Source organism: Dyella sp. OK584, from assembly GCF_057787755.1.
In genome coordinates, this window is sequence record NZ_CM173542.1 from 4,013,991 (window position 1) to 4,040,829 (window position 26,839).

General features: G+C 58.4%; 22 protein-coding genes and 3 pseudogenes. 11 read left to right on the forward strand and 14 right to left on the reverse strand.

Annotated features, from left to right (window positions below):
* Positions 1–8: 8 nt before the first annotated feature.
* The 3 genes from AC3CBN_RS18080 (at position 9) to AC3CBN_RS18090 (ending at position 5,546) form a co-directional block, all read left to right on the forward strand.
* A complete protein-coding gene (locus AC3CBN_RS18080; RefSeq protein ID WP_488634373.1) occupies positions 9–1,253 on the forward strand; it encodes an aminotransferase class V-fold PLP-dependent enzyme in 1,245 nt (414 codons plus the stop codon).
* Between the two features lie 180 nt (positions 1,254–1,433).
* Complete coding sequence (locus tag AC3CBN_RS18085) at positions 1,434–3,710, forward strand: TonB-dependent receptor (protein ID WP_488634374.1); 2,277 nt, start codon at positions 1,434–1,436, stop codon at positions 3,708–3,710.
* A 93-nt stretch (positions 3,711–3,803) separates the two neighbouring features.
* The gene (locus tag AC3CBN_RS18090) at positions 3,804–5,546 is read left to right on the forward strand and encodes a M61 family metallopeptidase (protein ID WP_488634375.1); all 1,743 of its coding nucleotides are present in this window, start codon (positions 3,804–3,806) and stop codon (positions 5,544–5,546) included.
* A 174-nt stretch (positions 5,547–5,720) separates the two neighbouring features.
* Here AC3CBN_RS18090 and AC3CBN_RS18095 read toward each other — a convergent pair whose 3' ends face one another.
* Entirely contained in the window at positions 5,721–6,986 is a 1,266-nt protein-coding gene (locus tag AC3CBN_RS18095) for an IS110 family RNA-guided transposase (RefSeq protein WP_488634376.1), read from the reverse strand.
* Between the two features lie 976 nt (positions 6,987–7,962).
* Here AC3CBN_RS18095 and AC3CBN_RS18100 point away from each other — a divergent pair.
* Positions 7,963–9,561 carry a hypothetical protein gene (locus AC3CBN_RS18100; protein ID WP_488634377.1) on the forward strand — a complete coding sequence of 533 codons (1,599 nt, stop codon included), beginning with the start codon at positions 7,963–7,965 and terminating at the stop codon, positions 9,559–9,561.
* Positions 9,562–9,646: 85 nt separating this feature from the next.
* On the opposite strand, the gene AC3CBN_RS18105 is transcribed toward AC3CBN_RS18100, so the two are convergent.
* The 5 genes and pseudogenes from AC3CBN_RS18105 to AC3CBN_RS18125 all read right to left on the reverse strand — a co-directional run bounded on the left by AC3CBN_RS18105 (position 9,647) and on the right by AC3CBN_RS18125 (position 13,015).
* The gene (locus AC3CBN_RS18105) at positions 9,647–10,021 is read right to left on the reverse strand and encodes a carboxypeptidase regulatory-like domain-containing protein (RefSeq protein ID WP_488634378.1); all 375 of its coding nucleotides are present in this window, start codon (positions 10,019–10,021) and stop codon (positions 9,647–9,649) included.
* Positions 10,022–10,825: 804 nt separating this feature from the next.
* Positions 10,826–11,602: an SMP-30/gluconolactonase/LRE family protein gene (locus AC3CBN_RS18110; RefSeq protein WP_488636767.1), complete on the reverse strand. Its 777-nt coding sequence runs from the start codon at positions 11,600–11,602 to the stop codon at positions 10,826–10,828.
* Between the two features lie 69 nt (positions 11,603–11,671).
* Positions 11,672–11,743: pseudogene (locus AC3CBN_RS18115) on the reverse strand (hypothetical protein); the annotation flags it as partial.
* Between the two features lie 98 nt (positions 11,744–11,841).
* Positions 11,842–12,360 (reverse strand): DUF4442 domain-containing protein, encoded by a 519-nt coding sequence (locus tag AC3CBN_RS18120; protein ID WP_488634379.1) that lies wholly within the window; start codon positions 12,358–12,360, stop codon positions 11,842–11,844.
* 154 nt (positions 12,361–12,514) lie between these two features.
* Positions 12,515–13,015, reverse strand: coding sequence for an SRPBCC family protein (locus AC3CBN_RS18125; protein WP_488634380.1), 501 nt, complete (start codon positions 13,013–13,015; stop codon positions 12,515–12,517).
* 464 nt (positions 13,016–13,479) lie between these two features.
* Here AC3CBN_RS18125 and AC3CBN_RS18130 point away from each other — a divergent pair.
* Positions 13,480–13,539 (forward strand): annotated as a pseudogene (locus AC3CBN_RS18130) (hypothetical protein); the annotation flags it as partial.
* Positions 13,540–13,911: a MerR family transcriptional regulator gene (locus tag AC3CBN_RS18135; protein WP_488636768.1), complete on the forward strand. Its 372-nt coding sequence runs from the start codon at positions 13,540–13,542 to the stop codon at positions 13,909–13,911.
* Between the two features lie 67 nt (positions 13,912–13,978).
* Here AC3CBN_RS18135 and AC3CBN_RS18140 read toward each other — a convergent pair whose 3' ends face one another.
* Entirely contained in the window at positions 13,979–14,395 is a 417-nt protein-coding gene (locus AC3CBN_RS18140) for a PaaI family thioesterase (protein WP_488634381.1), read from the reverse strand.
* Between the two features lie 273 nt (positions 14,396–14,668).
* Here AC3CBN_RS18140 and AC3CBN_RS18145 point away from each other — a divergent pair, with 273 nt between their 5' ends.
* Entirely contained in the window at positions 14,669–15,412 is a 744-nt protein-coding gene (locus AC3CBN_RS18145) for a 2OG-Fe dioxygenase family protein (protein ID WP_488634382.1), read from the forward strand.
* Positions 15,413–15,477: 65 nt separating this feature from the next.
* Here AC3CBN_RS18145 and AC3CBN_RS18150 read toward each other — a convergent pair whose 3' ends face one another.
* A complete protein-coding gene (locus tag AC3CBN_RS18150) occupies positions 15,478–16,890 on the reverse strand; it encodes a DUF1254 domain-containing protein (protein WP_488634383.1) in 1,413 nt (470 codons plus the stop codon).
* A gap of 265 nt (positions 16,891–17,155) precedes the next feature.
* Between AC3CBN_RS18150 and AC3CBN_RS18155 the strand changes: the two are divergent.
* Positions 17,156–17,410 (forward strand): annotated as a pseudogene (locus AC3CBN_RS18155) (BamA/TamA family outer membrane protein); the annotation flags it as partial.
* A 210-nt stretch (positions 17,411–17,620) separates the two neighbouring features.
* Here AC3CBN_RS18155 and sugE read toward each other — a convergent pair.
* From sugE to pdxR, 3 genes are all read right to left on the reverse strand, one after another.
* Positions 17,621–17,941, reverse strand: a complete 321-nt coding sequence (sugE, locus tag AC3CBN_RS18160) for a quaternary ammonium compound efflux SMR transporter SugE (protein ID WP_488634384.1) — start codon at positions 17,939–17,941, stop codon at positions 17,621–17,623.
* 207 nt (positions 17,942–18,148) lie between these two features.
* Positions 18,149–18,604 carry a carboxymuconolactone decarboxylase family protein gene (locus tag AC3CBN_RS18165; RefSeq protein WP_488634385.1) on the reverse strand — a complete coding sequence of 152 codons (456 nt, stop codon included), beginning with the start codon at positions 18,602–18,604 and terminating at the stop codon, positions 18,149–18,151.
* 263 nt (positions 18,605–18,867) lie between these two features.
* On the reverse strand, positions 18,868–20,289 hold the full coding sequence (gene pdxR, locus AC3CBN_RS18170) for a MocR-like pyridoxine biosynthesis transcription factor PdxR (RefSeq protein WP_488634386.1): 1,422 nt from the start codon (positions 20,287–20,289) through the stop codon (positions 18,868–18,870).
* A 320-nt stretch (positions 20,290–20,609) separates the two neighbouring features.
* Here pdxR and AC3CBN_RS18175 point away from each other — a divergent pair, with 320 nt between their 5' ends.
* Positions 20,610–21,266: an FMN-dependent NADH-azoreductase gene (locus AC3CBN_RS18175; protein ID WP_488634387.1), complete on the forward strand. Its 657-nt coding sequence runs from the start codon at positions 20,610–20,612 to the stop codon at positions 21,264–21,266.
* A gap of 186 nt (positions 21,267–21,452) precedes the next feature.
* On the opposite strand, the gene AC3CBN_RS18180 is transcribed toward AC3CBN_RS18175, so the two are convergent.
* Together AC3CBN_RS18180 and AC3CBN_RS18185 are read right to left on the reverse strand one after the other, a co-directional pair.
* Positions 21,453–22,163, reverse strand: a complete 711-nt coding sequence (locus AC3CBN_RS18180) for an SDR family NAD(P)-dependent oxidoreductase (protein ID WP_488634388.1) — start codon at positions 22,161–22,163, stop codon at positions 21,453–21,455.
* A gap of 309 nt (positions 22,164–22,472) precedes the next feature.
* Entirely contained in the window at positions 22,473–23,156 is a 684-nt protein-coding gene (locus tag AC3CBN_RS18185) for a type 1 glutamine amidotransferase domain-containing protein (RefSeq protein WP_488634389.1), read from the reverse strand.
* 799 nt (positions 23,157–23,955) lie between these two features.
* Here AC3CBN_RS18185 and AC3CBN_RS18190 point away from each other — a divergent pair.
* Together AC3CBN_RS18190 and AC3CBN_RS18195 are read left to right on the forward strand one after the other, a co-directional pair.
* Positions 23,956–25,008, forward strand: coding sequence for an alpha/beta fold hydrolase (locus AC3CBN_RS18190; RefSeq protein ID WP_488634390.1), 1,053 nt, complete (start codon positions 23,956–23,958; stop codon positions 25,006–25,008).
* 68 nt (positions 25,009–25,076) lie between these two features.
* On the forward strand, positions 25,077–25,478 hold the full coding sequence (locus AC3CBN_RS18195; RefSeq protein WP_488634391.1) for a cupin domain-containing protein: 402 nt from the start codon (positions 25,077–25,079) through the stop codon (positions 25,476–25,478).
* Positions 25,479–25,862: 384 nt separating this feature from the next.
* Here AC3CBN_RS18195 and AC3CBN_RS18200 read toward each other — a convergent pair whose 3' ends face one another.
* Positions 25,863–26,807, reverse strand: a complete 945-nt coding sequence (locus AC3CBN_RS18200; protein WP_488634392.1) for a GlxA family transcriptional regulator — start codon at positions 26,805–26,807, stop codon at positions 25,863–25,865.
* Between the last annotated feature and the right edge of the window lie 32 nt (positions 26,808–26,839).

Sequence of the window (26,839 nt, forward strand, 5' to 3'; positions counted from 1 at the left end):
CCGTGCGCATGACGATCACCCGGCGACAACTACTGAAGGGTCTCGCCCTCGCGCCTGCACTCACACTGGCGGGACGGACGATGGCCGCATCGCAACGCCTAGCTACGCTGGTGCCGAAAGATCTCGCCAACGACTTCGAGGTCGTGCGCCAGCAGACGTGCCTCAACAACGCGCGCTGGCACCCGATGAGTCGCGGCGCGCGTGCACAGGTCGACGCGTACCTGACCTACAAGGAACGCGGTGTCTGGCGGCCGCCGGACCTGATCGACCACCTGCAGAGCTCGGTCCGGCAGAACTTCGCAAAGCTGGTCAACGCCGACGTCCAGGAGATTGCCTACGTCAACAGCACCACGGCTGGTGAAACCATGTTGGTGGGTAGCCTTGGCCTGCCTGAGAAGGGGGGCAACATCGTCACCGATGCGTTGCACTTCGAGGGCTCGCTCTATATGTACGGTGCCCTGCAGAAGCAAGGCATGGACGTGCGCTGCGTGCGCCCCACGCGGGACTGGCGCATCGATCTAAAGGATATGGAGCGCGTCATCGACGGCGAGACCCGCCTAGTGGCGGTGTCGCTGGTCTCCTTCATCAATGGTTTTCAGCATGACATGAAGGCGTTGTGCGAGTTGGCCCACTCGCGTGGCGCCGTGGTGTACGTGGACGCAGTGCAGGCCGTGGGCGCCATTCCGGTAGACGTGCGCGCACTGGGCGTCGATGCGCTGGGTAGCGCCAGCTACAAGTGGCTGATGGGCGACTTCGGGTTGGGATTTCTCTATGTGAACCAGCGCCTGATACCGCGCTTGCGTCGCATGGTGTACGGCTATCGCCAGCTCGACAGCTTCGACTATCACGCGTTTCCCGGCGACACACCTGGCACCTACCCCGCCTCGTGGTCGCAGCACGAAGACGCCGCCGGCTACTTCGAGATCGGCACGTACTCCAACGCAACGCTCGCCGCGCTCTCCTATTCGTTGCCGCAGATCCTCAACCTAGGCACGGACAAGATCCAGCAACACGCCCAAACCTTGATCGCGCATCTTCAGCGTGAACTGCCGAGGCTTGGCTATGCATCCATGACACCGGCAGATGCCGCCTCACCGATTGCCACCTACATAGCGAAAGACCCGGAAATAACCAAAGCGAAGCTTCGCCAGGCCAACGTGGATGTGTCGGTGCAAGGCGGGCGCATGCGTGTATCGCCGTCGATCTACAACACGCAAAGCGATGTGGAGAAGCTGCTGGAATCACTGAGTTGATCGTCAGCAGTTTCGCGGCCGACCCTCCCGGCTGACGGCGCAAGCGCGTCTTCCAACAGGTGATGGAGAGGTATCCGGGCCCGTTCCGGATAGGGGATTGCTGTCGTTTGAAAAAGTACAAGTCGCCGAAATGACCGGCGGCCCAGTCCAACCAGAATTGTTTCGTGGGGGAGTGCCATGATGAAGCCAACCATTCACCAGCCGAAGGCGAAAGCCCTGACCAGCGCGTTGCACAAGGCGCTGTTCGGAACCACCGCATTCGCCCTGCTGGCAATTGCCCAGCCGGTGTTTGCCCAGGATGTGCAACAAGGCGACGCGTCGAAGGAAGCCGGCGTCAGTCAGAAGGCTAAGACGCTGCAGGGCGTAACCGTCACTGCCGAAAAGAAGGCCGAGTCCGAACTGAACGTGCCGATCTCGATGACGGTGGTGGAAGCTGCCTCCATGCTCAACACCGGCATGTCGCAACTGGACGACTATTACGCGACAGTCCCGGGCCTGAGCCTGAATGACCGCGGCTCAGGACGCACGACGTTGGTGATACGCGGCATTTCCGCCGGCAGCGAGAACAACCCCACGGTGGGCGTATCCATCGACGACGCGCCATTTGGCTCGTCCACCACCGATTACTCCATTTCCGACATCGATCCGTTCGATATCGATCACATCGAGGTGCTGCGCGGTCCGCAGGGCACGCTCTACGGCGCCAGCAGCATGGGCGGCCTGATCAAGTTCGTCATGGCCGAGCCCGATCCCGACAGCTTCCATGGTCGCGTACAGTCCGACGTGTCCAGCACGGAGCACGGTGACATGGGTTATGCCGCACGCGCGTCGCTGAACATTCCGCTGCGTGCCGACATGGCCGTGCGCGTGAGTGCGTTCGACCGCCAGGACGCCGGCTATGTCGACGACCCGTTACAGCACAGGCACAACGTCAACAGCGGCGATGGCAAGGGTGGTCGTCTCTCCTACTTGTGGCAGGTTTCCGATGCTTTCAGCATCCGCGCGTCGGCGCTGGCCCAAAACACGCACACTGACAGCACAGCGCGCGTGGACATGGAACAGAATAGCTATACGCCGGTGTTTGGCCCGTACGAGCACGCGCGCCTGCCTGGCACGGACATGGGCGACATCAAGACCCGCATGTACACCGTGCAGATGGACGGCAAGCTCGGCTGGGCGGACCTGACCTCCGTCAGCAGCTACAACCAGTACAGGCTGATTGGTCCGCAGGACGTGTCCGGCACCTTTGGCGGTATCGCCGAGATGATCTATGGCGTTCCGGGACTGGGCGTCAAAATCGTCAACAACAACGACACCGGAAAGTTCTCGCAGGAACTGCGGCTGTCATCACCCGATGACGGTCGCCCGTTGAGCTGGCTTGTCGGCGGATTCTTCACGCGCGAACACACCACCGGCTTCCAGCAAGTGCTGGCAGTGAACGGAACCACGGGCGCGGACGAAGGGCTGGGTTCGATGTACGACGGTACGTCGCCGTCCACGTTCAAGGAGATCGCGGCCTTCGGCAACGTGACCTATCGGTTCACCGATGCCTTTGACGTGCAGCTCGGCGGTCGATTCAGCTCAGTGGACCAGCACTTTTCCAGCGCTTTCTCCGGCCCGCTCAACGGCGGCGACTCTACCAGCAGCGACGACGCCAGCGACCACGTCTGGACCTATAGCTTCAGCCCGCGCTATCACATCAACAACGATGTGATGACCTACTTCCGCGTGGCCACAGGTTATCGCGCCGGCGGTGCCAACTCGCTGTTGCTCGATGATCAAGGCAAGTTCCCGTCCCAGTACAAGTCCGACTCGCTCACTAGCTACGAGTGGGGCCTGAAGGGCGACTTTGCCGATCACACGCTCACGCTCACCGGATCGCTGTTCTACATTGACTGGACGGACATCCAGCTTAGCGAGATATCGCAGGACTCCGGCAACACCTATTTCGTGAACGCCGGCAGCGCGAAGAGCCAGGGTGCGGAACTGAGCCTGAGCTGGCGCCCGGTACGCGGCCTCACCATTGCCGCCAATACTGCGTACACCGATGCGGTGCTTACCAAGGACACGCCCGACGGCACTTACGGCAAGTCCGGTGACCGCCTTCCCTACTCGCCAAAGTGGTCGGGCAATGTATCAGCCGATTACACCTTTCCGCTCAGCAGTGGCCTGGACGGCAACATTGGCGGCGGTGTGAGCTATGTCGGCGATCGCGAGAGCAACTTCACCACCTCGGCCGACGCGCAACGTTTTGCGCTCCGCTCATACACCACAGGCGAGCTTCATGCCGGCGTCCAGTCGACGAGCTGGAACGTCAGCCTGTACGTGAAGAACCTCTCCGACGCACGGGGCTACCTCAGCGCCACCCCGCAGAACAACACCACCGGCATCAGTTCGTACGGCCTGCTGCTCATCCAACCACGAACGTACGGCATCTCGGCGACCTATAACTTCTGATCGCGCATACGCTTTACCCCGCACCCTGGCATCGGCCGTGACCCGCCGGTGCCGGGGTATTTTTCGATCCACCACATCAGGACGACCGCAATCATGGCGAAACACAGGATGGGACATGGCTACCGTGGCAGACAGCACGCACTGACCTTGGTTGCCGCTGCGTTGTTGCTGACGACCCAGTCCCCCGTCCTGGCTGCAACCGACAACACGGTCGACGTGATACTTCGGCCAGGCGCCATGGATACGTCGCAACGGATTCCATTCGTCGATGTCACCTTCAGGACATCACTTGACGTCGCGCCGGGCGACTCACTGGTCCGCCTGCCTCTCGTAAGCAGCAACGTGAAGACGGTCGCATCTTCGCTTGAGAACCTGAAGGCAATCGACGCCGATGGCCTCGTCATCCTGAGTTTTCGGGATGACACCGTCGAAGCGAAGCCATACCGCCACTGGAAGGCCTCCCGAGCCATCCATGGGCCGCTGACGATCAGCTATCGCGCTGCTATCACCGACGTACCCAACCCACTCGGCGCGGCACCACCGCTGGAACTTCGCAGCGAATCAGGCGGCTTTTCCGGACTCGCAGGCACCTACGTGATGCTGCCCGATACCGACAAGACCTATCGCCTGCGTCTCGACTGGGATTTCTCTTCACTCGGCAGCGATTCGCTTGGCGTTTCCACTCTTGGTGTGGGCGCGCAGTCGAGTGCAGCTAAGACACCGGAAGAATTGGAGTCCACGTTTACCATGGGTGGCCGCGTCGAACACGAGCCGGCAACGCCTGCGGTCGACGGCTTCTTCTCGGCCTGGCAGGGTAAGCCGCCATTCGACGCGCGCACCCTCATGCAGTGGACGCACCGACTTTACGGTTCGTACCTGAAGTTCTTCGACGCCCATGGCGTGACCTACAACGTTTTCCTCAGGCGTAACAAGGTCAATCCGGGTGGCGGCGTCGAGGTGGCCAACTCGTTCGTCGGCACGTTTGACGATGGCACGTCGGTGGAGGACTTCAAGCTGACGCTCGCCCACGAAATGGTGCACACCTTTGTCGGCGCGCTGGATGAGAAGGACGAGCTGGCCGCGTCATGGTTCTCTGAAGGTCTGGCCGTGTACTACCAGCGATTGCTGCCGTACCGGGCCGGACAGATCACTCGCGATGCATATCTCAAAGACATCAACAACACGGCGACCCGGTACTACACCGACCTTCTCAACACAACGCCCAATCGTGACATCCCCGACCGTTTCTGGGCTGACACGCGGGTGCGCGTACTGCCATATGACCGCGGTGCGCTCTACTTTGCACAGCTGAACGCAGAGATCAGCAAGGCTTCGCACGGTAAACGGTCGCTGGACGACCTGGTTCAGGCGTTTCTCAAGAGACGCCGCGCTGGTGAGCCCCTCACGCAAGCAGCATGGGTTGAGGTTGTGGCGCGTGAATTGGGCCAACGAGGCAAACAGCAGTTTGACGATATGTTGAGCGGCAAGCCGATCGTGCTCGACTCGGATGCCTTCGGCCCATGCTTCCAGCGCGTACAGAAACCCATGCGCCGCTACGAGCTTGGCTTCGCCCCGGAAGTTCTGGTGCATTCCCCACGCATCATCCACGGCCTCGTCCCCGGATCAGCCGCGGCAGGAGCAGGCCTAAAGGATGGTGACGAAATCCTGAAACCCATCCCACAGGATGGGATTCAGGCAGACCAGACGGCCACGCTGAAATTGCAGATCCGGCGTAATGGTGGCGTCTTCGACGTGAGCTATCGACCGCGCGGCGAAACCATTCCGGCGTGGCAATGGACGCCGACCGCCATTGGATCTTGCCCCGCCACAAACTGATACTGGCCGGGATCGCTCCTGCCCTTCGCCTTGCTCATCGCAGGCTCGGACAAATTGGCGCTTTACGCCCTGAGCCGTTCCGTCGACTACAAGACGCCCCATTTGAAAAGTGATCACTGCTGACCCTGCAATTCTGTCTTGATGCCTGTCCGCTTCATGCCCTGAGCCGTTCCGTCAACTATCTGACGAAGCCAGGCCAGCGAGCAAGGGCGAGCCACGGCGCTGCAGGGCCATAAGGTAGCGCGACTCGTCGTAGGGTGTGTGGGACTGCCAACAGCGATGCAGGATGCGGATCCACTTGAAGGCTAGCGCACGCACGGCCACTTGGTGCGGGCTGCCCTTGGCGCGCTGTTGGCGATAGAAGGCTCCGGCCCAGAAGGACTTGTTGATCGTTTGGGCAGCCCACTCGATGAAGGTCTGGCGGACGAACGTAGGGCATTGCCAACGCCAGTGCACCCAGCTTTTCTTGCCGCTTCGCTCCGTCACCGGCGCCACACCGGAATAGCGCTGCAGTTGCTCGGCGCTGGCGAAGCGTTCGCGTTGCTCGCCGAAGGCAGCCAACAGCCGTGGCGTCAGGATCGGCCCACTACCCGGCAAGGCTTCGAAGAGCGCGTAGTCCGGAAGCGTGGGAGCGAGCACGGCAATCTCTTCGTCGAATCGTTCGATCGCACGCAGTGCCACCTGCAACTGCTCGACCAGGGCCTCAGCCAGCAGCTGATGCGTGGTGATCACGGCCGGATCCTCGGTCAACGGCATGGCTGTGCGGATCGCCTCCACGCGGTCGGCAATGACCGTGGCAAAGCGTACGTTGTGGGCACGGAAGAACGCTTCAAGCGTGGCCTTGCGCGCCCGCTTGGCCTGCTTGAGCGTGGGCCAACGTCGCAAGAAATCGAAGAACACCACGGTATCGTGCTGCTCAAACCAGTCCAGTAGCTGGGGGTAATACTGCTTGAGTGTGTTGCCCAAGCGATTGACCAAGCGCTTCTTGTCGTCGACCAGCAATCGTCGCTGCTCGACGAGGAAACTCAAGGTGCGCATCTCCACACTTTGGGGTTTGAGCGGCGTAACTCGGTCGGGATAGCGTTGCATCAGCTCCAATGCCAGCTGTGCATCGGTCGGATCGTCCTTCGCCCGGCTGGGTTTGAACGCCCTGCGATACATGGCCAGCAGGCTGGTATCGATCGAAAACAGAACGATGAAATCGTACTTCTGCAGTGCATACACCACGGGCCCTTTGGCCAGCTCCAACGCGATGGCAATGCGCCCACCGAAGCGCTGATGCAATCCACGCGCCCACGCATCGATGGCATCGGGCTGATGGGCGAATGTGCCGAACTCATACGCGTCGCTGCCAGCCGGTTGCAGGCAGACGTCGTGCTTCGCATCCGCCCAATCCAAACCGATGAACGCCGTAAAATCGTCATCCCGATGTGTGCGCATACGTCACCTCGTGGCGTGATCACGATACGAGACCTGCGTGCTTAAGCTCGGCGAAGCCAATATAGAGAGCCGATCACTCGGCGAGCCCTGAGTATTCGTTAGGGAACTCAAGCGCACCGGCCGGCTCGAAACCAAAGCGGCGAACATCGGATGTTTGGGTCGGAATATTCGTAGCCGGCCGGTGCAAGTCCCGCCCTCGCTGCCAGCTACCTGGCAGCCGTGACATGGTCACCGAGAACGGAACGGAATACCTATATCGGGTCGGAAGCGGACATCACTGTAAATCAACGCACCGCTTGTCGGCACGTACTTTGGTTATCAAGCCGCCGCTGCTCACTTAAAGCCAGTCAGGCTAATCCATTGATTTGTTTTACGGCGCACGTACTTTGCTTGGTGTCAGAATGTAAACGACGCCACTCGACTATCGGCTACATCAGCCCGATACGGGAAGGAAACCCATGATCTGACCCGCACCGACTTTGTCGACTGCATCGATGCCTTTTACAATGGCTCCCGCAGCTACAGTCACCTAAGTGGCGTCAGTTCAGAAGCCTTTGAGCAGGCCCTAGTGCGAGGCTGGCGAGTGACTTACTTCCTGGGGCAGTCCAGAGGTCTACGATCTGATTCGAAAGGCGGCGGGAAGCGTGCTTAATACGTTCGCGGCTATTGGTGCGCATGGCTCCGCAGCACTGGAAGCCTTTCTGCAGCCAAAGCAACAACCATGTAGGCCAGACCATGGATAGCGACGACGTGGGCCCCTTGCCTTCTGTGATGAGCATCACGCGCGGAAGCCAACCGTAAGGTATACCTTCCAACGTCCCGTCGCCCATCGTCGTGGGGAGACGCCGCAGGATGCAGCGTTTCGACGGGGGAATTCCGGTCTGCGTGTTTCGCTGTGGTCTTCACCACGGCCATATGCGTCGTATGCGCAATCGGGCCTTTCATGAGGTCACGCATCATCGCACTGGAGGGAGTCATGTCATTGAACAAGCCGGGTAGCCGAGGTGTTGCGCTTTGCGTCGCCATCGGCCTTGTCCTCGCGGGCAGCGCGTACGCCGATACCCTAAGCGGCCCCGATGTCAGTCCAGCCGTACAGCACGATGTCTTACATTCCTTGCGCGGCGTGATGCCGCGACCCGACGATTTCTCCAAGAGTCCGCACCAGCATCCGCAGCATCCGCTGCCGTGGCTCGATGGTCCGGGTAACCCAACCGACGGCGCCGTACAGGGGGCGACCACCGGTGTGTTCGCCCCGACGGCGGGTTCCGGCGTCGATGGCGTGGGCAACGGTTTCAGCGGCCCACAGGGGACGTTTACCGTCAACAGCGCACCACCGGATACCAATGGCGCAGTGGGTGCCACGCAGTACGTGCAACTCGTCAATACCGGCTTTGCGGTGTTCGACAAAGCCACCAAAACCGTGACCTACGGTCCGGTGCAAACCAATACCGTGTGGTCAGGTTTCGGCGGTCCGTGTGAAACCGACAACGACGGCGATGCCACGGTGGTTTACGACAAGGCTGCCGGGCGCTGGGTGATCTCACAGTTCGCGGTGACTGCTGCGCCGTACTTCGAATGCGTGGCCGTGTCCGCGACGAGTGACGCCACCGGCGCCTACTACCGCTACGCGTTTCCCTATGGCAGCGTCTTTCCCGACTATCCGAAAATGGGCGTGTGGCCGGATGCGTATTACGAAACCTTCAACATGTTCAACGGCAACACCTTCGCCGGCGCCAAACTGTGTGCCTATGACCGCAATGCAATGCTGAGCGGCGCGGCCGCGACGCAGCAATGCTTCCAGCTGTCCACCAGTTATGGCGGTGTTCTGCCGGCTGACCTCGATGGTTCCACCGCACCGCCGGCTGGCTCGCCGAACTACCTGATGAACTTCGGTACCAACAAGCTGAACCTGTGGAAGTTCCACGTGGACTGGACCAATACCGCCAATACGACGCTAACCGGTCCTACGTCGATTCCGGTCGCCTCGTTTGCCGCGGCGTGCGGTGGCGGCACCTGCGTTCCGCAGACCGGCACGAGGCAGAAGCTCGATTCGCTGGCCGATCGCCTGATGTTCCGCTTGGCCTATCGGAACTTCACCGATCACGAGTCGCTCGTTGTCACTCACTCGGTAAAGGTCGGTACGACCAAGCAGAACCCGTATACCGGCGTACGTTGGTACGAGGTTCGCAGTCCGGGCACGACACCCGTGGTGTACCAGCAGTCAACCTTCTCGCCCGATACTACGTATCGTTGGATGGGTTCAGTGGCGATGGACAAACAGGGCAACATGGCGCTGGGCTATAGCGCATCCAGCAGCACCATCCATCCGGCTATCCGCTATACCGGTAGACTGGCGACCGATGTGTTGAGCACCATGCAGGTCGAAAACAGCATCATCGAGGGACTTGGCTCGCAGAGCGGTAGCAACCTGTCGCGTTGGGGTGACTATAGCGCGATGACCATCGATCCCACCGATGACTGCACGTTCTGGTACACGAACGAATATCTGAAGACCACCGGTGCGTTCAATTGGAGCACGCGTCTGGAATCGTTCAAGTTCTCGACCTGCCAGTAACCGTTGAAGGGCACCCTCATCCCGGCAACGGGGCGAGGGTGCCTGAGTCCCGTCGCGCCTGGAACCAGCGGAACAGCGCCGCGCCCTAACGTATTCCGGAATCGCAGTCCAAGCGTACGCGCGCGAGTCGACCGTCGTGCACGAGGGCGCGGGCTATCTCGCATCGCGGCAGCGCCGCGCCTTGGACATCGACCTCCACCCAATATTGGCCGGCAGGCACCTGTACCCTGAAGTGTCCCTGCGCATCGGTGACTGCACGTGCTACCACTTGGCCGTTCGCTTTGCGTAACTGCACGGCGACGCCAACCATCGGCGTGCCGTCCGATTCGCCGGCACGTTGTGGACCAGGGCGTGCTGGGGACGAGCTTACAGTGCCGTCTACTCCAGTCGAGATGGGAGCCGCCGAAGCGTTTGTACAAATCATCAGTGCGATGATCAGTGAGACAGCGATCCGCATCATGGTGCGTCTCCTTCTGGCAGTGGCTTACGTAACCGTCACGAGGCTGTCCATTGAAATCCCCTGGTCCCTTTCATCGGCTGAAGTCGCAGTCGAAAGCGGACCTCACTGTAAAGCGAAGTGCCGCTTGTGGGCACGCACTTTGGTTATCAAATCGTCACTGCTCGCTTAAAGGCAGCCAAACTAAGCCATTGATTCGTCTGACGACGCACACACTTTGCCCTCCAACACCAATCGAAGCACGTACATCGCCCAGCTGAGCGGCACAGACTTTGGTTACCAAACCCGCACGCACATTGGTGTCACGCGGTGTGTACAAACATTGGTGTCAGCCGACTCTGGACCGGCCAGGTCCCTGCGCGACGTCTCCTCCCATATCCATTCCAGAGAAGCAAACGCGATCTGCAAGCTAGTGGCCGTCCGAATGAAAGGAATCGGTAAGTATTTGACAGAGTCCAGCAAGCGCTTGGATACCTGGCTTACTAGCTAACCCGGATCAGGATTCGCCATGGCGCCCATCGGACTTGGTATTCAACCTGATCCGGATCCACTCATAGCAAGGCGGTGTTGCCATATTTTTCCGAAACGCGACCTCGCGCCACTCCGCGTGAGGAGGCCGCAAGAGGAGATCGCGATGGATGTAACTAAGCAGTGCTGAAGCGCAGCGCCGAGCCAATCGGGACTGCGCAAGGGCAGATCTTCGCCCCGTTTCGCATAGACCCCACTGACACAAACGTTCCGGCAGGGCAACGAAGTCAGTGGATGCCAAGAATGCAAAAGTCAGCGGTACAAATCTTGTGCCTCACCTTAGGGCTCAATGCAGAGAATGGCATTCTCAGTAAGACTGCTTAGGTACACCCTGCCCTCATACTCACAAACTCCGGTGGCCATGCTGTAAGAGCCGTCATCCCACCGATAGTCGTGTACTACCCGAGCATCGTCAGCGATAGCCATCGCCCAGGCGACGCGCGCAGGTTTGGGTTGTAAAGCGTCGGGCATTCGAGCAACAAACTTGCGAAGCATCAAGGGAAGTTGGTGCAGCCGTGCCAGCGCTGGATTCGGCGGGCTCGGCATGGCCACCCAAATGAGACCCGACGAGCTCATCGACAAATTGTCTGGAAAGCCAGGTAAGTCGGAGAAAACCTCATTCGCCCCTGCCAAGGGACCGGTGAGCCAAAGCCTTCGCAGGCGACACGCCCCGGTTTCGGCGACGATAATCGACGATTCGTCCAACGCCAGCGCCAGGCCGTTCGCAAAGAACAGCCCGTCCAGCATGAGGTCGATCTTCCCATTCACATGACGGCGATATAGCCGTCCAGTTGGAATACCTTCCACAATGTCATGGCGCCACCGATGAATCGTGTGACGCGTACTGGAAGCACTGAAATATAGAGTGCCATCCTTCGCCGCCACCACGTTGCTACAGAACGATAGCCGTTCGCCACGAAAACTGTCCGCAAGCGTCCGCACTAAACCACTTCGCGGATCGATCTCCAGCAGGCCGCAAGGGCTGTCACAGACCAAGATGCGACCATCAGGAAGGACTTCCAACCCCAGAGGACGTCCGCCGGTGCGCGCCAGCATGCATATCTCACTTGTATCTCGATCTATGCGCAAAATCCGGCCATCGTCCACGCCGACAATAAGTCGCCCCTCATGATCGACCACGATGTCTTCCGGAGCATGCCCTGGTAGGGAAATTAGCCTCGTCTTGGGGTTAGGCACGGAATTGACCTCTGTTCTGTTCTGCAATGAATGCGGGCGTGTCGTGGCCGTCTAGATTTGTCATGAGGACGCCTTGAGGTGCTGATCGAGTATCCGAACTAGATTTTCGTCCTAGGCGTGAACCAGGCTATCTGCATGGTGCCCGACATGGGTATTTGCCCGGATTGATCCTCAATCGTCACAGGGATACTGATCTCTCCCTTGGGTCGCTCGCGAAGAACTTCGCACTGCTCGGTATCGAGTATGGCTGCAGCTCGAATCGAGCCTCGGATAGCCTTGTTCAACTCCATGTGCATGGCCTTGACCACCACGACCACTCCTTTGGGAACATGCTGTCCCACCAACAGACCTGCCGCATATTCAGCCGGCAACGTGATCGCCACCGCATGGATGTCGCCCAGGTGATTGCGTAAGCGCGGACGATCACTCAGCGCCAATACAACTCGTTGTGGCCCCAGCTCTACTGCCTTGACTCCGACACTGCGATAGAACGGCGTGAAGCGCCCGAACACGATGTCGAAAACAGGGAGTTGCAACTTCTGCGGCAGCCGTCTCAGCTTGCCGAGCAGACCGTTAAGTTGGTTGCTGGGGCCGGCATTTGAGATGGAGATCGTCATGGCCGTCAGTTCAGCCTGGCAACCGAGGACAGCGATAAGGTAACCCTGCGGAGCCCATGGTCACCAAGGCTTATAGGACCTGGCCGGTTCACGATCGATCGCTTCTCCGCCACGACCTTGCTCTCCATGATGCGGCGTTTGACTCGAGTGCGAATCAGAGGTTGCCGCGATACAGGTGCTCGACCTCAGCCTTCATGGCTGCTGCGGCCCGAGCGGTGTAGCCCTTCCAGATGAATCGCTTCACCAGGCGCGCACCGAGCTTGCTGATGAGGCTGCCCTTGGGCTTGAGCCAGTAACGCCAGACAACCTTGGTCTTGCCGTCGGAGGTGGGAGAGTAGAACAAGTTACCCTGCCAGAAATCGAAGATCGGCATCGGCGGCAGATACCCATAGACATAGTGGTAGCTGTCGCGCTTGAGGATCGTTTCAACGACCTCGCTGCTGTCCGTCATCGTGTAGATGATGCTGGAGCCCCCTTCGTTGAATGTCGGCGTGACCTTCCAGCTTGCAGCGCCGGGCAGGCCGCGGTACGGCCGCATGACCTTGCTGATGTCGAGGTTCTTGGGCAGGTTTTCCCACACGAAACCAACCGGGGCGTCGATGATCATGGTGTTGGTGACGATGTAGGAGGGGTCGGCGGGAAGATCGGCGGACATTTTCCGAACTTGCTGTGGCGTAAGCATTGGCGCATTTCTCTTGAAGTAGATGAGTAGATCGATGTTTCAGGCAGCAGCACGGCCAGGTGATATCGCTGCATCCGCCCGTAACTCCGCTCCTTTGTAAAGAAACGGCATATCGCAGCTAACCCGCCATCGGCCGGGTATTAACAGCGCGAACCGATACATTTTTGGGCTGCCGGGTAATGCTGGAATGGCACCCTAACCGTGGACAATGGTCCATGGTCAATGGGCAGGCCTGCATGCTTTCCATGATTCATCAGCTCAGGCCAAGCCAGACGCCGGTGCATCTACAAACTCGTGCTGCCTGACTCTGTCGACATTGCGTCTGTCACAGGCAAGCGCGTGCCTGCGCAAGCTATCCAGGCTTGTCGCTATCCGGTATGGGAATTGAAAGTGGTACCGTAACCATTGACTAAAATTCATGGTCAATGGTTTTTCTTATGTTGATTAGCGAGTTTTCCCGAGTCTCGGGCCTCACACCCGATACGATTCGCTTCTATGTGCGCAAGGGCCTGCTGGCGCCCAGGATCACCGACAAGGGAGGCCGTAATCCCTACATGATCTTCAACGCCCAGCACGTTATCGACTCGAAGCTGATCCGTCTGGGCCAGCTGCTTGGCCTTCCATTGAAGGAGATCGGCAATCTCATCAGCCAGGCCCGCGCTGACGATCTCAATGAGGCGCTTGCGCGTGAGCGACACGTCAAGATGATCGATGAGCAGATCGGCCGCATTGAGCAGAAGTCCGCTGAACTCGCGTTGATGGCTGACTATCTGCGACGGAAAAGAACTTGGGTCGAGTGTGGGCGGGACGGTACTGAGCCCGAGCTGTTCTCAGGCGAGTCGATGGGTTGCGCCGGATTGGCCAAATAGCGCCTCTCGTCCTTGCTGAGGTTAACCGCGCCGCGAAGCAGCGTCGGCTTGAATGAATGGTTAGGTGCTACGCCGAGACATTGATGATCGTGGCCTGCATGACCGCGATAGCCTCTCGACGCGAGCCTCGCTCGCCGATCACCTCACCCTGGCACACCGTAAGAGTCTTGCCCGCCTTTATAACCTTGCCTATGGCCACAAACCGGTCTGCAACTGCAGGGCGGATGAAGTTGATCTTGAACTCAACGGTAAGGACATCGAGGCCAGCCGGCGCGACGGTCAGGGCGGCGTAGCCACAAGCACTGTCAAGCACACTAGTGATGGCGCCGGCATGAATGTAGCCGTTCTGTTGCGACAGCTCCGGACGAGGGAGAAGAGCAATCTGTACCTCACCAGGGGCAACTCGAACGAGCTCCGCACCCAAGGTAGCCATTAGCCCCTGCGCAGAGAAACTCGCTGCGATGTGCTCTTGTAAGTCAGACACCGACGTTCTCCATGGCATGGATAGCGACACTATAGTGTGCCGCATCGATCGGTTGAGATAGCAATCGGAAGCGGACACTTTCGAAATTGATGCCATTACCCTCCAAGCGGAGATCGTACGCCCAGGAGATCACCCACAAGCCATCTGGAGCCAAACTGAGCAGCGGCACAAAGCTTGTTGGACAATGGCCCGTTGGATCAGCCAGAAACCTGACCGCAGGCCTTGACGTCTAGTCTGCGGATTCGATGACCCTAACTGCCCATGATTGGAATCATGATCAACCACACTGACTCGCTCGCTTCGACATTACTTGACCAGCTGAGGTCCCCTGGATTCGCCTTCGTGGAAGGCAACAGGATGAGACCACTCCTGACGTCGCTTGGGGAGCTAACGGACTGGATGGACTTTGTGGAGAGTTGGCACCACCTGGAGCCCGATCAGTACCTGGCAGCGAAAGGCCGGTTTCGCCGGCGGCGCCATGCGACATTCTCTGCGGAAGCTGCCGGCCCCGTGGTGCCCGAATCTCATCAGGCGCACTTTCAAGGTTTGAAGTACAACGCGCTTCAGGGCGATATCGAGCGCTGGTTCGAGCCAGTCGTCCCGTCCGTTATGACGGGCGCCACATTGCACACCATCCTTCAGTTCTGCCACGAGCTTTTTGGAAGCATGGCGCCATCGGTGCTTCGCTGGCATATCGAAGTGCATCAGTTTCGCATCGAAGCAACAGCAGATGCCGCTGGGGAGCCGACGCCTGAGGGCAGTCATCGCGACGGCGTGGACTACGTTCTTGTGCTGCTCGTGGATCGCCAAAACATAGCGAGCGGCACGACGACCATCCATACGGCAGATGGGCAACTTCTTGGTGATTTCACACTCACCGACCCACTGGATGCGGCGTTAATCCACGACCCTAGCGTCTACCACGGCGTGACTCCCGTAAGGCCTTTAGTGGCCGACAAACCTGCATTTCGCGACGTACTCGTCGTGACGTTCAGGGCGTCTGCAATTGCGGGCTGAAGTCGCCAAATGAAAGGGCCAGCGTTGCCGGCCCTTTGTGCATGCTCGCAGTAACGCTGTGCGGATTACTTGGCGCGTTCGATCGGCGGCATCGTCCATTGACCATCGAGCAGCTGCTGCTTGGGCCAGTAGTAGCGCATGAATGCCACGAATGGCCCCTTCGGTGCGGGTAGCCAATTCGCTTCCTTGTCCTTGCCAGGCGAGTCGGCCTGAATGTAGATCGTTAGTCCGCCGTCCGCATCGGTCTTGAGGCCCGGGAGCATCGGCGAGTTGATCAAGTAGCGATTGATGGGGTTCTTCACCAGCAGCTGCTCGGGCAGGTCATACATGGTAATCGACCAGAAAGCGTTTACCGGCGGCAGCTTGCCCTTGGCGAAGTGCAACGTATAGCTGTACTTGCTGCCATCCAACGGCTGACCCTGCGCATCTTTGTCCAGGATCGGATAGAGCGCTTCGTCGCGCGAGTTGGCTCCGATACCCACCTGCGTGCCTGTAGCACGAGCCACATAGTCATTCTTGAGGAATGCCCGATCACCGAACAGCTGGTCGGTCTTGCCTCCGAGCGCAGCGCGACGTGCGTCGATCTGCTTCTGCCCATCGGCCATGCCTTCCTTCAATGCAGCCTGCAACGCGGGTGAAAAATTGGAAGCATCAAACGGCTTGCCGGATACGATGCCGATGCTTTCGAAGCGTTTGCGCAAGGCCGCTTCGCTTGGATGCGGCGGCTCGGCAAACTGCAGCAGGAAGCCAAGTTCATTGAAGAACGCGGCCGGGTCCCGCTCCTGTTCATCGGATAACGGCTTAATCCACGAAACCTCTGGCGCCGCTGGCGGGGGCTGCGTTCCCTCGAACGCGGAGAGTGGTTGCACCTTGTAGCCCGACTGAATCCTCTTGACGTTGTCGAGGTCGCCCGGATTGAACAACTGGGTACGTCCTACCACGCTGACGAACTGCGTCTCCGCATGAAACGTCTTCGTGATGCCCTTCGGCGGAGCGCCCTTCCAGTCTGGGCCAGCAATCATGTAGTTACCGCCGTCGTTGCCAGTAGTTCGACTGCCAATATAGTCAAAGTTAAACGTATAGAGATCCAGCAACTGGAAGACGAAGTAGCGGCCCTTGTCGATCTTCGGAATCGTAATGACAATCGGCTCGGCGCGCAGATCCAGCCCTGCGAAGGAATAAGGGGTGTCGGAATTGGGCGTGACGAAGGCGGTGTCTTCCGGTGTGAATACCCTCGCGATATTCAGTATGGCATTGAACGGCCCCTTGTATTGCGGATTGTCCTTGGCAATCGAAAAGGCGTACATGGTCTTGTACTCGCCAAGCAGCGGTACACCATAGACGTAGGCGTCGCGCGCGATCGATCTTGCCTCTGCTGGCGTAACGCCGGTCGCTGCGATGGCCGTCGGCATCGCCACAAGCCATGTCACGGCAACGGATGCAGAAATGGCGAGCCTGCTGAAAGTGCGCTTGAACATTGTGCCTTCCTCCAAGTAGGAAGAAAGCTTGCCGCAGAGTCTGTCGGGCACCAACCGTAGTTCTACCTAAGTGATATCCGCCTCGGGTCGCAAGCGGACATTCGCTAGCAAAATATTACTAGTGGAAATCCCTGTAGAAATGTGGGGTCATCGACCCGTGCTTTTTTCGGATGCACCAGTTTCCACTTCGCTACATTCTTTCAGGAAATCCCGCATTCCCTTCTGATGTCCATCCTCTCGCCTGCCTTGGTCTGGCCTGGCGTTGATGCACAGACAAATCTCCGAACAGTTCTATCTCGGTGGCCCGGACAGTGTGCATGGCTACGACGTGGGCATACTTGCCGGTGCGGAAGGCAACCTCGCCACTATCGAGTACCGCCACGACACGACTTTCGCGTTGTTTCCCGGTGCCTGGCAGTTTGCTGTCTTCGCGGACAGTGGTCGCGTGCAGCCTTACAAGTCCACCTTCTTTCCGGGCCCCAACAGCGCGCGAATGAATAGCGCCGGGATTGGCTTCCATTGGTCGGGCGCGGATACCTGGATAATCAGCGCGAGTGTAGCCACTCCCATCGGCAATATGCCCGAGCTGTTCGGAACCAATGCGAGCAGGTATACGCATTTCTGGTTCCAGGTGCGCAAGGGATTCTACCGAGCGCTGATCCACCCCAGCATCGAGCGCGCGCAGAATATCGTGTGCCCGTGCTGTCATCCGCCTTCGTTGCAATCCTGCTCAGTGACCCGAAACCAACTTGAGCCCAATGACGCCCGCCAGAATGAGAACGATGCAGAGCATCCTCATCGGTGCGGCAGAATCACCCAGCACCACCATTCCAAGAATCGCTGTGCCCGCCGCGCCGATGCCGGTCCAGACCGCGTAGGCAGTGCCAACCGGCAGCGTGCGGAGTGAATATGAAAGAAGGAAGATGCTCGCCAAACCGGTGACGACGGTAAAAATTGCAGGCATCAATCGCGTAAAGCTTTCGGACCACTTCATGCCGAAGGCGAACGCTATTTCGAAGATGCCAGCGATGCTGAGTAGTGCCCATGCCATAAGTAATTGACCTGTTCGTTGATTCGCCAGGCGACTCGTCCCGGCGAAGTTTGGTGGGAACTCTATGGCTTACTGAGGAAACCGTGCGCGGCTCCACCCACTGATGTAACGGTGGATCCGCGAAGCTTCAAAACCGGCCATTCCATAAAGCAGTGACAACCAGGGAACAGACATGCCTATGCGCGAATTACTTGTATATGCGCCATTTCAAGCTTTGGCTGCAGCGGCAGGCGTGGTGCGGAACGTAATCCCGAACCGATTGAAGGCGTTCATAAGCCCGATGGCGTAGGTAAGGTCAGCAAGTTCCTTATCGCTGAATTCGGCGGCAGCGGCTTCGTAGTCGGCATCGGGCACGCCGGTTTCAGCGACGCGCGTTACGGTTTCCGCCCAAGAGAGCGCAATGCGCTCGCGGGTGCTGAATAGTTTGCCCGCATCGCGCCAGACTGCGACGAGCACTAGCTTGTCGATCGTAACGCCCGCCTTGAGCAAATCGCGGGAATGCATATCGATGCAATACGCGCAGCCATTTATCTGGGAAACCCGCAGATACACAAGATTGACCAACTCCTGCGGAAGACCACTCTTGAGAATGGAAACGTACACATCCCCGAAAGCCTTGTAACCCTCGGGAGATGCCTTTGCGTAGTTGATGCGACTAATCATGATGAATCCTTGTGCTTGCTAATGGAGTGACCCCATCGTGCTGCACCATGGCCCACCTTAGAAGGTCCATGATCCGTCTTGAGCGCTAGGCCATGATCCATCCCGATTTCAGAGCCCGGCTCGCATACGAGCGGCAGCCGAAAAATTTGTGAGCAGGCACATGCTCGCCATCTGCGTAGAACAGCCGACTGAGAGAATCGCTGCGCTAAAACCCAGGCACCAATGCCGGTCGTTGCTCAACGCGGCGCGAACCGTGGTCCCCGTCAAATCAGCTTCAAGATGCGCCTTCCGAGATTCTCGGCCATGCCCTGAGAATCGATATTCGTGAAATTGAGAAGCAAGGCCGCTGGTCCATCACCGCCCAGTGTGCAGTCCGTCAACGCTTCCGCGTACATGCCATCTTCTCGCATCCGCGCAACAAGCTCGCGATCAGACAATGAGCCTTGCAACCGCATGATCACGTGCATGCCTCCTGGCTGCGAGTCAATTCGCATGTGTTTCCCAAGTACGCTCTCCAAGCCTGCGACTGCCGCTTCCCGACGCTCGGCATATAGCTTGCGCATCCGTTGAATATGGCGCGCAAAGTGTCCTTCCGTGATGAACGCTGTGACGATGGCTTGCGTCAGCCGGGGACTGCCTCCCGCAAAAGCCTGACTGATCTGCTCAAAGCGTTCGACCTGTGCTTCCGGCACCACCACATAGGCAAGTCGAATGCTGGGCAGAAGCACCTTGCTGAAGGTTCCCGCGTAGAGCACTCGCCCATCACGATCCAGACTCTTTAGTGCAGGGAGAGGACGACTGACATACCGGTACTCACCGTCGTAGTCGTCCTCAATGACCCATGCGTTGGTTCGCGTTGCCCAGTCCAACAGCGCGAGGCGCCGGGGCAAGGACAAAGACACGCACAGCGGACTCTGGTGTGCAGGCGTGACCACCGCAGCTCGAGCCCGTGGCGCCAGCTTGATTCCATCGGAGATGATCATGCCATCCCGATCGACTGGCACCGGGACGATGGTCATATGCATATGTCGCAGCAAGTTTCGCGTGGGCGGGTATCCTGGGTCTTCGAGCCAAACGCGATCCCCATCGTTCAACAATGCATGACCAATCAACTCCATCGTGTGACGGTATCCCGACGTCACGAAAACCTGGGATGGAGAGCAGTTGATCCCGCGCGACACATGGAGATAGGCAGCGATCTCGGTGCGCAGCGCCTGCAAACCGTATACCGATGGATAAGCCATGTCGGCGGGCTGCATGGCACGCACGCATCGCGCGCCAAGGCGTGCCCAGATCTTTCGAGGAAACGCATCCAGGGCAGGCAAACCCATCTGGAATGGCAGAATCGGATCGGGATGAAAACCAGCGGGAGCAACGCCGCTATAGGTTCGCGTGCTCGTGCTTGCGGCGGGTGCACGTGGCTTGATACCCGGCGTCACAATCGTTCCCGCCTGGCCGCGGGCCTGAATGTATCCCTCAGCGGCAAGCAAAGAATAGGCAGCCTCAATCGTTCCTCTTGCCAGACCTAATTCCTTGGTCAGCGCGCGCGCCGAGGGAATGCGGTCACCCGGCTTCAATAATCCGCTGGCAATGGCGCTGCGAAACCGATCGTAAATCTGTCGATAGAAGGGCCCAGCCGCCATCGGATCCAATGGCAAAATTTGGCTGCTTTTCGCGACGCTCATGGCCTAGCACGTTTGGCAGTTTATTTGAAAATGAGTGTACCACTCTGACCCAGAGTGACGGCCCCACGGTCATTTGGAACTGCATGTGTGCGACGCGCATTTTTTGGTCCCTCCGCAGCGCTTACATCAGTATCCGGAAGCGATCGCGTCACTAGGCATCTGCGGGAACGCGCGACTCCATCTACTTGCGCAGATGCGTCAATGGGGCACCCGGCCGACCATCATCATGGACCAGTTCAAGTTTCCATTCATGGACCTTGGACACGGGTCATGCGGTTTATAGGATGTTAGTCAATCAATCACCTTTAGCCGGCTAGATGATGAAAATTCTCCATGTCAGTTGCAGCCCTCGCGGGCAAGCCGCAGAGAGTTACAAGCTCTCTCAAAAAATTGTCGCATTCCTGATCAAAAGCGAGCCAACGGCGGCGGCGGTGAACAGGGTGGTCGGCGGCGGCGCCATCTTGCCTATGGACGAAAATTACGCGATCTCTCAACACTCGACTGCAGATGTATCCCAGGACGGCTCTGCCTCCCAGTCCAGCGAACTCATTCAGGAGTTGCAGAGTTCAGATGTTGTTGTCATTGCGACTCCCGTGCATAACTTCACCGTGCCCGCCGCGCTGAAGGCGTGGATAGATCACGTCGTTCGAGTCCGCAGGACGTTCAATGTGAGCAGGAACGGTAAAGTGGGCTTGCTCCGCGACCGTCCAGTCTTCGTCGCCGTGTCTTCAGGCGGGAGATTTTCTGGAGAAGGTGCGCGTCAGCCAGATTTTCTTACCCCGTATCTAAAAGCCATCCTCGGCATGATCGGGTTGCACGATCTGACTTTCTTCTCCGTCCAAGGAACGGCCTTTGGCCCGGAGGCGGTCGCTGAGGCGAGGACCAGGACAGATCAGGCGCTAGAAGAGTACTTCTCGGCATCCCTTCGCTTCAACGGCAAGCGGCATGATGTCCCCGCATTGGCGGCTTCCACGTGACATGAGGATGAAGATATGCGCTCGCTTCAGTGCGTTGAGAAACAACTTGCTTGCACCTTTAATCAGCGCGACCCTCTCTTTACTACACCGAAATGCGGCCTGAAGCAGATCCTTCGCAAGTAGGTTGAATGGTAACGATAGACATGATCGAGCTCCTAGGCCACAAACGCGATGACTCGCGTCGCGTTAGTGCCCCGCACTTTGACCGCCATCGACGTGAAGGATTTCACCGGTGACAAAAGCGGCAGACTCGAGATAAAGGACCGCTTGGACAATATCGCTGATCTCACCCATGCGACCCATCGGATGCAGTCCCGCGAGCCCACCGTACGTCTCGGGAGAATGCATGGGAGTTTTGATGATGCCTGGCGATACGACGTTCACCCGAATGCCGCGCTTTGCGTACTCGATGGCCAGCGACTTGGTGGCGGCATTGACGCCACCCTTGGTCAACGAGGCCAACACAGAAGGCACACCATCTATCGCGTGATCGACGAGGGACGTGGTGATGCTAACGATGTGACCACTTCCCTGCTTCACCATCTCCGCCACCACGGCCTGGGTGATATGGAAGAATCCGGACAGATTGACCGCAAGCATGTTTGCGTAGTCCTCGCCGGTATAGTCCGTGAATGGTTTGGCTATGAAGATTCCCGCGTTATTGACCAGGGTGTCGATGCGACCGAACGCCGCCAGACCGTCTCGGACGATTCGGTCCGCGACAGCCCGATCTGAGATATCGCCCGTAATCGCCAGGACATCGGCATCGTTCGATGGCTTGATCGATCGAGAGTTGGCGATGACCCGGTAATCGCGATCACGGAATGCCTCGACCAGCGCTGCACCAATGCCCTGGGATGCGCCAGTAACAACAGCAACTTTGCGTATATTGCTCATCATGTTTGGCCCAGGATAAGGAAATCGGAATGCCGTCGAATTCGATGCACGGCTCCGCTTGCCTCAATCCAGCATTGCAACGTGATTGTACGAGTCCTGCCGTTCGCAAGACATCCTTACGCGCCCGGATTCAATGCGGTGGCGTCCGCTTACGGCTGCGACACAAATGTCCTCGCCGCCCTTCGCTTCTTTGACGTAGATGCCGCTCCATAGCCGATGTTCATGGATGTCTTTGGCGTCGATCCATATGATCGCGGACCCCACCCATAGGGGATTGCAGCAAGCGATCCTTCACATCCCATGCGATGCTCAGGCGACAGATTTCATTACCCCCAACAGCGCTTTGGCGGTAGCTTCCGACGATGCTGGGTTCTGTCCAGTGATCAGGTGTCCATCCACGATGGCAAAGCTTTGCCAATCGGCTACCTTTTCAAAAACTCCTCCGAGACGCTTGAGTTCATCCTCGACGAGAAACGGCACGACCTTGGTCAGGCCCACCGCCTCCTCCTCTGTGTTGGTAAACCCTGTTACACGTTTTCCCTTGACGATGGACTCGCCCTTGTATTGAACGTGATGAAGTACTCCGGGAGCGTGGCAAACAGCGGCGACGGGCTTGCCACTGTTGTAGAAGCTCTCGATCAGTTTGATCGAGATTGGATCTTCCGCCAGATCCCACATGGGACCATGGCCGCCAGGATAGAACACGGTGTCGTAGTCATCGGCGGACACCGTGTTTAAGCGTACGGTATGAGCCAGCACATCCTGCGCTTTCTTGTCGGCCTTGAATCGATCCTGCGCCGGAGTCTGGTTATCCGGATCGTCGCTTTTCGGATCTATCGGTGGTTGTCCGCCCTTGGGCGAGGCAACCGTCACTTGTGCTCCCGCATCGGTAAAAACGAAATAGGGAGCTGCAAACTCTTCCAGCCAGAAGCCGGTTTTTTTGCCAGTATTTCCCAGCGTATCGTGGGATGTCAGGACCATGAGAATTTTCATGAGAGGCCTCCTGAAGCCATTCTCGAAGTCACAGACGACATGTCACCCGCTCAAGTTGAATGATCGAGTGGCAAGGTAGTGGGGATGCATCGTCAATTTGAGCTCGAGAAAGTGACCGCGCCACATGCAACAACAGGCGAACACTCCGGCCGCCTTGCTTACGCCAAGAAGTCGGATTCATCGATTTCGTCGACAGGAACCCATGAACTTTGCTGAGAAGACCGCATGCTTAGGCATACGAAGATCCGCAGGCAAGCTCCTTCTCTCTCGACTGCTTCGGGTTCGCTCAGTGCACTTCACTCCGCACGCGCCGCACCTTTCGCTACAGACCTGAGGGGAAAGCCGCAGTAGTGAATGCCGTCGATTTTTGCGCCACGACCTGTCACGCGAACGTGAAAATATCGAGGTATAGATACGCATGTTGTTCCATTTCCTGGTTACATCGTGTCGAGCTGGAGCCTAGATTCAAGTCGAAAATTATCGGTTGCATCAACGATGAGTGCAGTTGCTTATCCCGATAGTCGAAAACCGTGATGAGGCGTACGCTTTTCTGGTTCAAGGACGCCGCATCGTCGAGTGATAATCATCGAGCGGCTTCGTACCGGTGAAAATTCCAAGCGGTCCAAGCCATGGCTGCCGAAAGGCCCTCGATTTTTGGCCAGTCATCGCCCTGCACGTTTCCTTCCGGTTCTTTATCTGACGATGCGACGCAAGGTTCGAGCCGCTTCTCAACCATCGCAAGAAGTCCGCAGTACATACCTCGGCTCCGCGCAAGCACTCTCAAATAAGGAATGAAGCCATGCCTATCGAAACCGATCCACAGCGACGTAAATTTCTCGCCATGGCGGCGGCCACCATGGCGGCCGCTCCATTGACGGCGACGACTGCGGCAATTTTTGAGGGTCATGCAGAATTGTCCGTGGCGTCGTCTGCGCCGGATTCGGGTGCTGGCGCCTCATTGGGTCCGATCAAGCAGATCAACGCCGGCCTTCTTGATGTCGGATATGTCGAGATGGGCGCGGCGAATAGGCCGGTGGTCGTTCTCCTGCACGGCTGGCCCTATGACATTCACAGCTTCGCCGAAGTTGCCCCCGCTTTGGCATCGAAAGGCTATCGGGTAATCGTTCCCTATCTTCGCGGCTACGGAACGACCCGCTTCATTTCGAGCGAAACGGTTCGAAATGGCCAACAGTCCGTTGTTGCGGTTGACGTCATCGCGCTCATGGATGCACTGAAGATCAAAAGTGCCGTCATCGGTGGTTTTGACTGGGGCGCGCGAACCGCAAATATCATCGCTGCGCTGTGGCCGGAGCGCTGCAAGGCCATGGTTTCCGTCAGCGGTTATCTGATCGGCAACCAGGAGGCCGGGAAAAACCCGCTGCCGCCAAAGGCAGAGCTCCAGTGGTGGTACCAGTACTACTTCGCGACGGAGCGTGGCCGAGTCGGCTATGACAAATACCGGCACGATTTCGCGAAACTTATCTGGCAGATCGCTTCGCCAAAGTGGACGTTTGACGATGCCACGTTCGATCGCTCAGCGCGCGCCTTGGACAATCCCGATCACGTCGCCGTCGTCATCCACAATTACCGGTGGCGTCTGGCGCTGGTCGAAGGCGAGCCGACATACGACGCGTTGGAAAAGCGGCTGGCGGAAGGCCCCGTTATCAGCGTGCCCTCCATCACTTTGGAGGGAGACGCCAACGGAGCACCGCATCCCGACAGTACCGCTTACGCCAAGAAATTCTCCGGCAAGTATGCGCATCGAATTATCGATGGTGGCATCGGTCACAACCTGCCACAGGAAGCGCCAGCAGCCTTTGTGAAAGCCATCGTCGATGTCGACAGCTTCTGAAATGCCGCATAGCCCGTCTGCATCGCATGCAGGAAATTTTTCACAAGCGCGCTACCGAGGATAACCACATGAAAGCATCGACAATGGCGACCACGGCAGTACTGACGATCGCAAGCGCGATGGTACTTCACGTGGCACACGCGCAGCAGTCAGGCGTCCATCGCACCGATCTTCAACGGCACGACCTCAGCATGCCTGGATGGGAGACTATCCAGGCGCGCGTCGACATCGACCCGGGCATGGTCGCCCCACGGCACAAGCATCCCGGTGAAGAGATCATCTACGTCCTTGCGGGTTCGCTGGAGTATCAACTCGAGGGTAAGCCACCCGTGACACTCAAGGCTGGCGATGTGCTGTTCGTTCCCGCCGGAGTCGTGCACAGCGCGAAGAATGTCGGTCACGACAATGGGTCAGAGCTTGCGACGTATGTCGTCGAAAAAGGAAAGCCGCTGGTTGAGGTGGTTAAATGAGCAAGCGTGATCGCAGTCATTACCGCGGCACGCAAGCGTGACTGAAAGCCCCGGGTAAAGGCACTACGTCCATAAGTACGCGCTGTGGCATTCAAGGCGCGGCAATCGCCCGCGCACCCGCTCGAATGGCCGACGCGATCCTGGACCGGCTGATCCATGGCACTCGTAAAGCTGACTTTGAAGGGGGAGTCCGTGCGCAAGCTCAAACAGGGCCATCAACCGTCGACGCCCGTTGTGTAACTTGGCGTGGTCGTACCGATCGGTACACGCGAGCAAGGTCGTTGGCGAACGCGTGAAATCCAGCTGGCGTCCGTGCGCAGTGAGGTTGCCTTTTGCTGTGCACTTCGTTGGCGTTTAGCAGTTCCACCGCATGAATCGGAAGACTTAGTTGTATGCGGCCACGGACGCTTGGCGTCGAATGGTTTGCGGTGGCTGCCCGAAGGCACGCAGGAACGCGCGCCGCATGCGCTCGCGATCGGCAAAACCTGTTTCCCTTGCCACGACATCGATCGGGTGACGGCTTTGTTCCATCATCAAACGGGCTGCCTCGACGCGCAGGCGCTCGACGGCCTTTGCGGGCGACTGGCCGGTTTCGGCGCGAAATGTGCGACTGAACTGGCGCGGGCTGAGATTCGCCGCTGCCGCCAGTTCTTCAACGGAGAGTGGTGATTGCAGATGGCTTTTCGCATATGACAACGCGCTCTGTATACGGTCCGACTTCGGCTCCAGCTCCAACAGGGCGGAGAATTGCGATTGCCCGCCAGAGCGGCGGTGATACACCACCAATAGCTGGGCAACACTCCGCGCTACGTCGACGCCGTGATCTTTCTCCAGCATGGCCAACGCGAGATCGATGCCTGCGCTCATACCGGCGGACGTCCAGATCGGACCATCGATGACGAAGATGCGGTCTTCCTCGATCTTCACCTTGGAAAATCGCTGCTGCAGTTCGCGCGCAAACAACCAGTGCGTGGTCGCTCGCCGGCCATCGAGCATGCCCGCCTCGGCAAGAACGAAGGCGCCCGTGCAAATCGCTGCTACACGGCGTGATGAGCGTGGTGCCTTGCGCACAAAACCCAGCAAGCCCGGTGTCGACTCCGGAATGCCTGTGCCACCGCACACCAGCAGGGTGTCGAACTTTGGCCGCGAAAATGCCTTGGTCTGAACCGCCATGCCGATGGAGCTGACGATCAGGCCGCCCTCCTCGGAGAAATAACCAACCTCATAGGCAGCCTTGCCGAGGGTGATGTTGGCAAATTCAAAGACCGAGGCAGCCGCCAGGCTCATCACCTGAAAGCCAGGAAAAACCACAAAACCGATACGCTGCATGGCGGCCTCCCGGGGAATGGCCTAAAACGTTG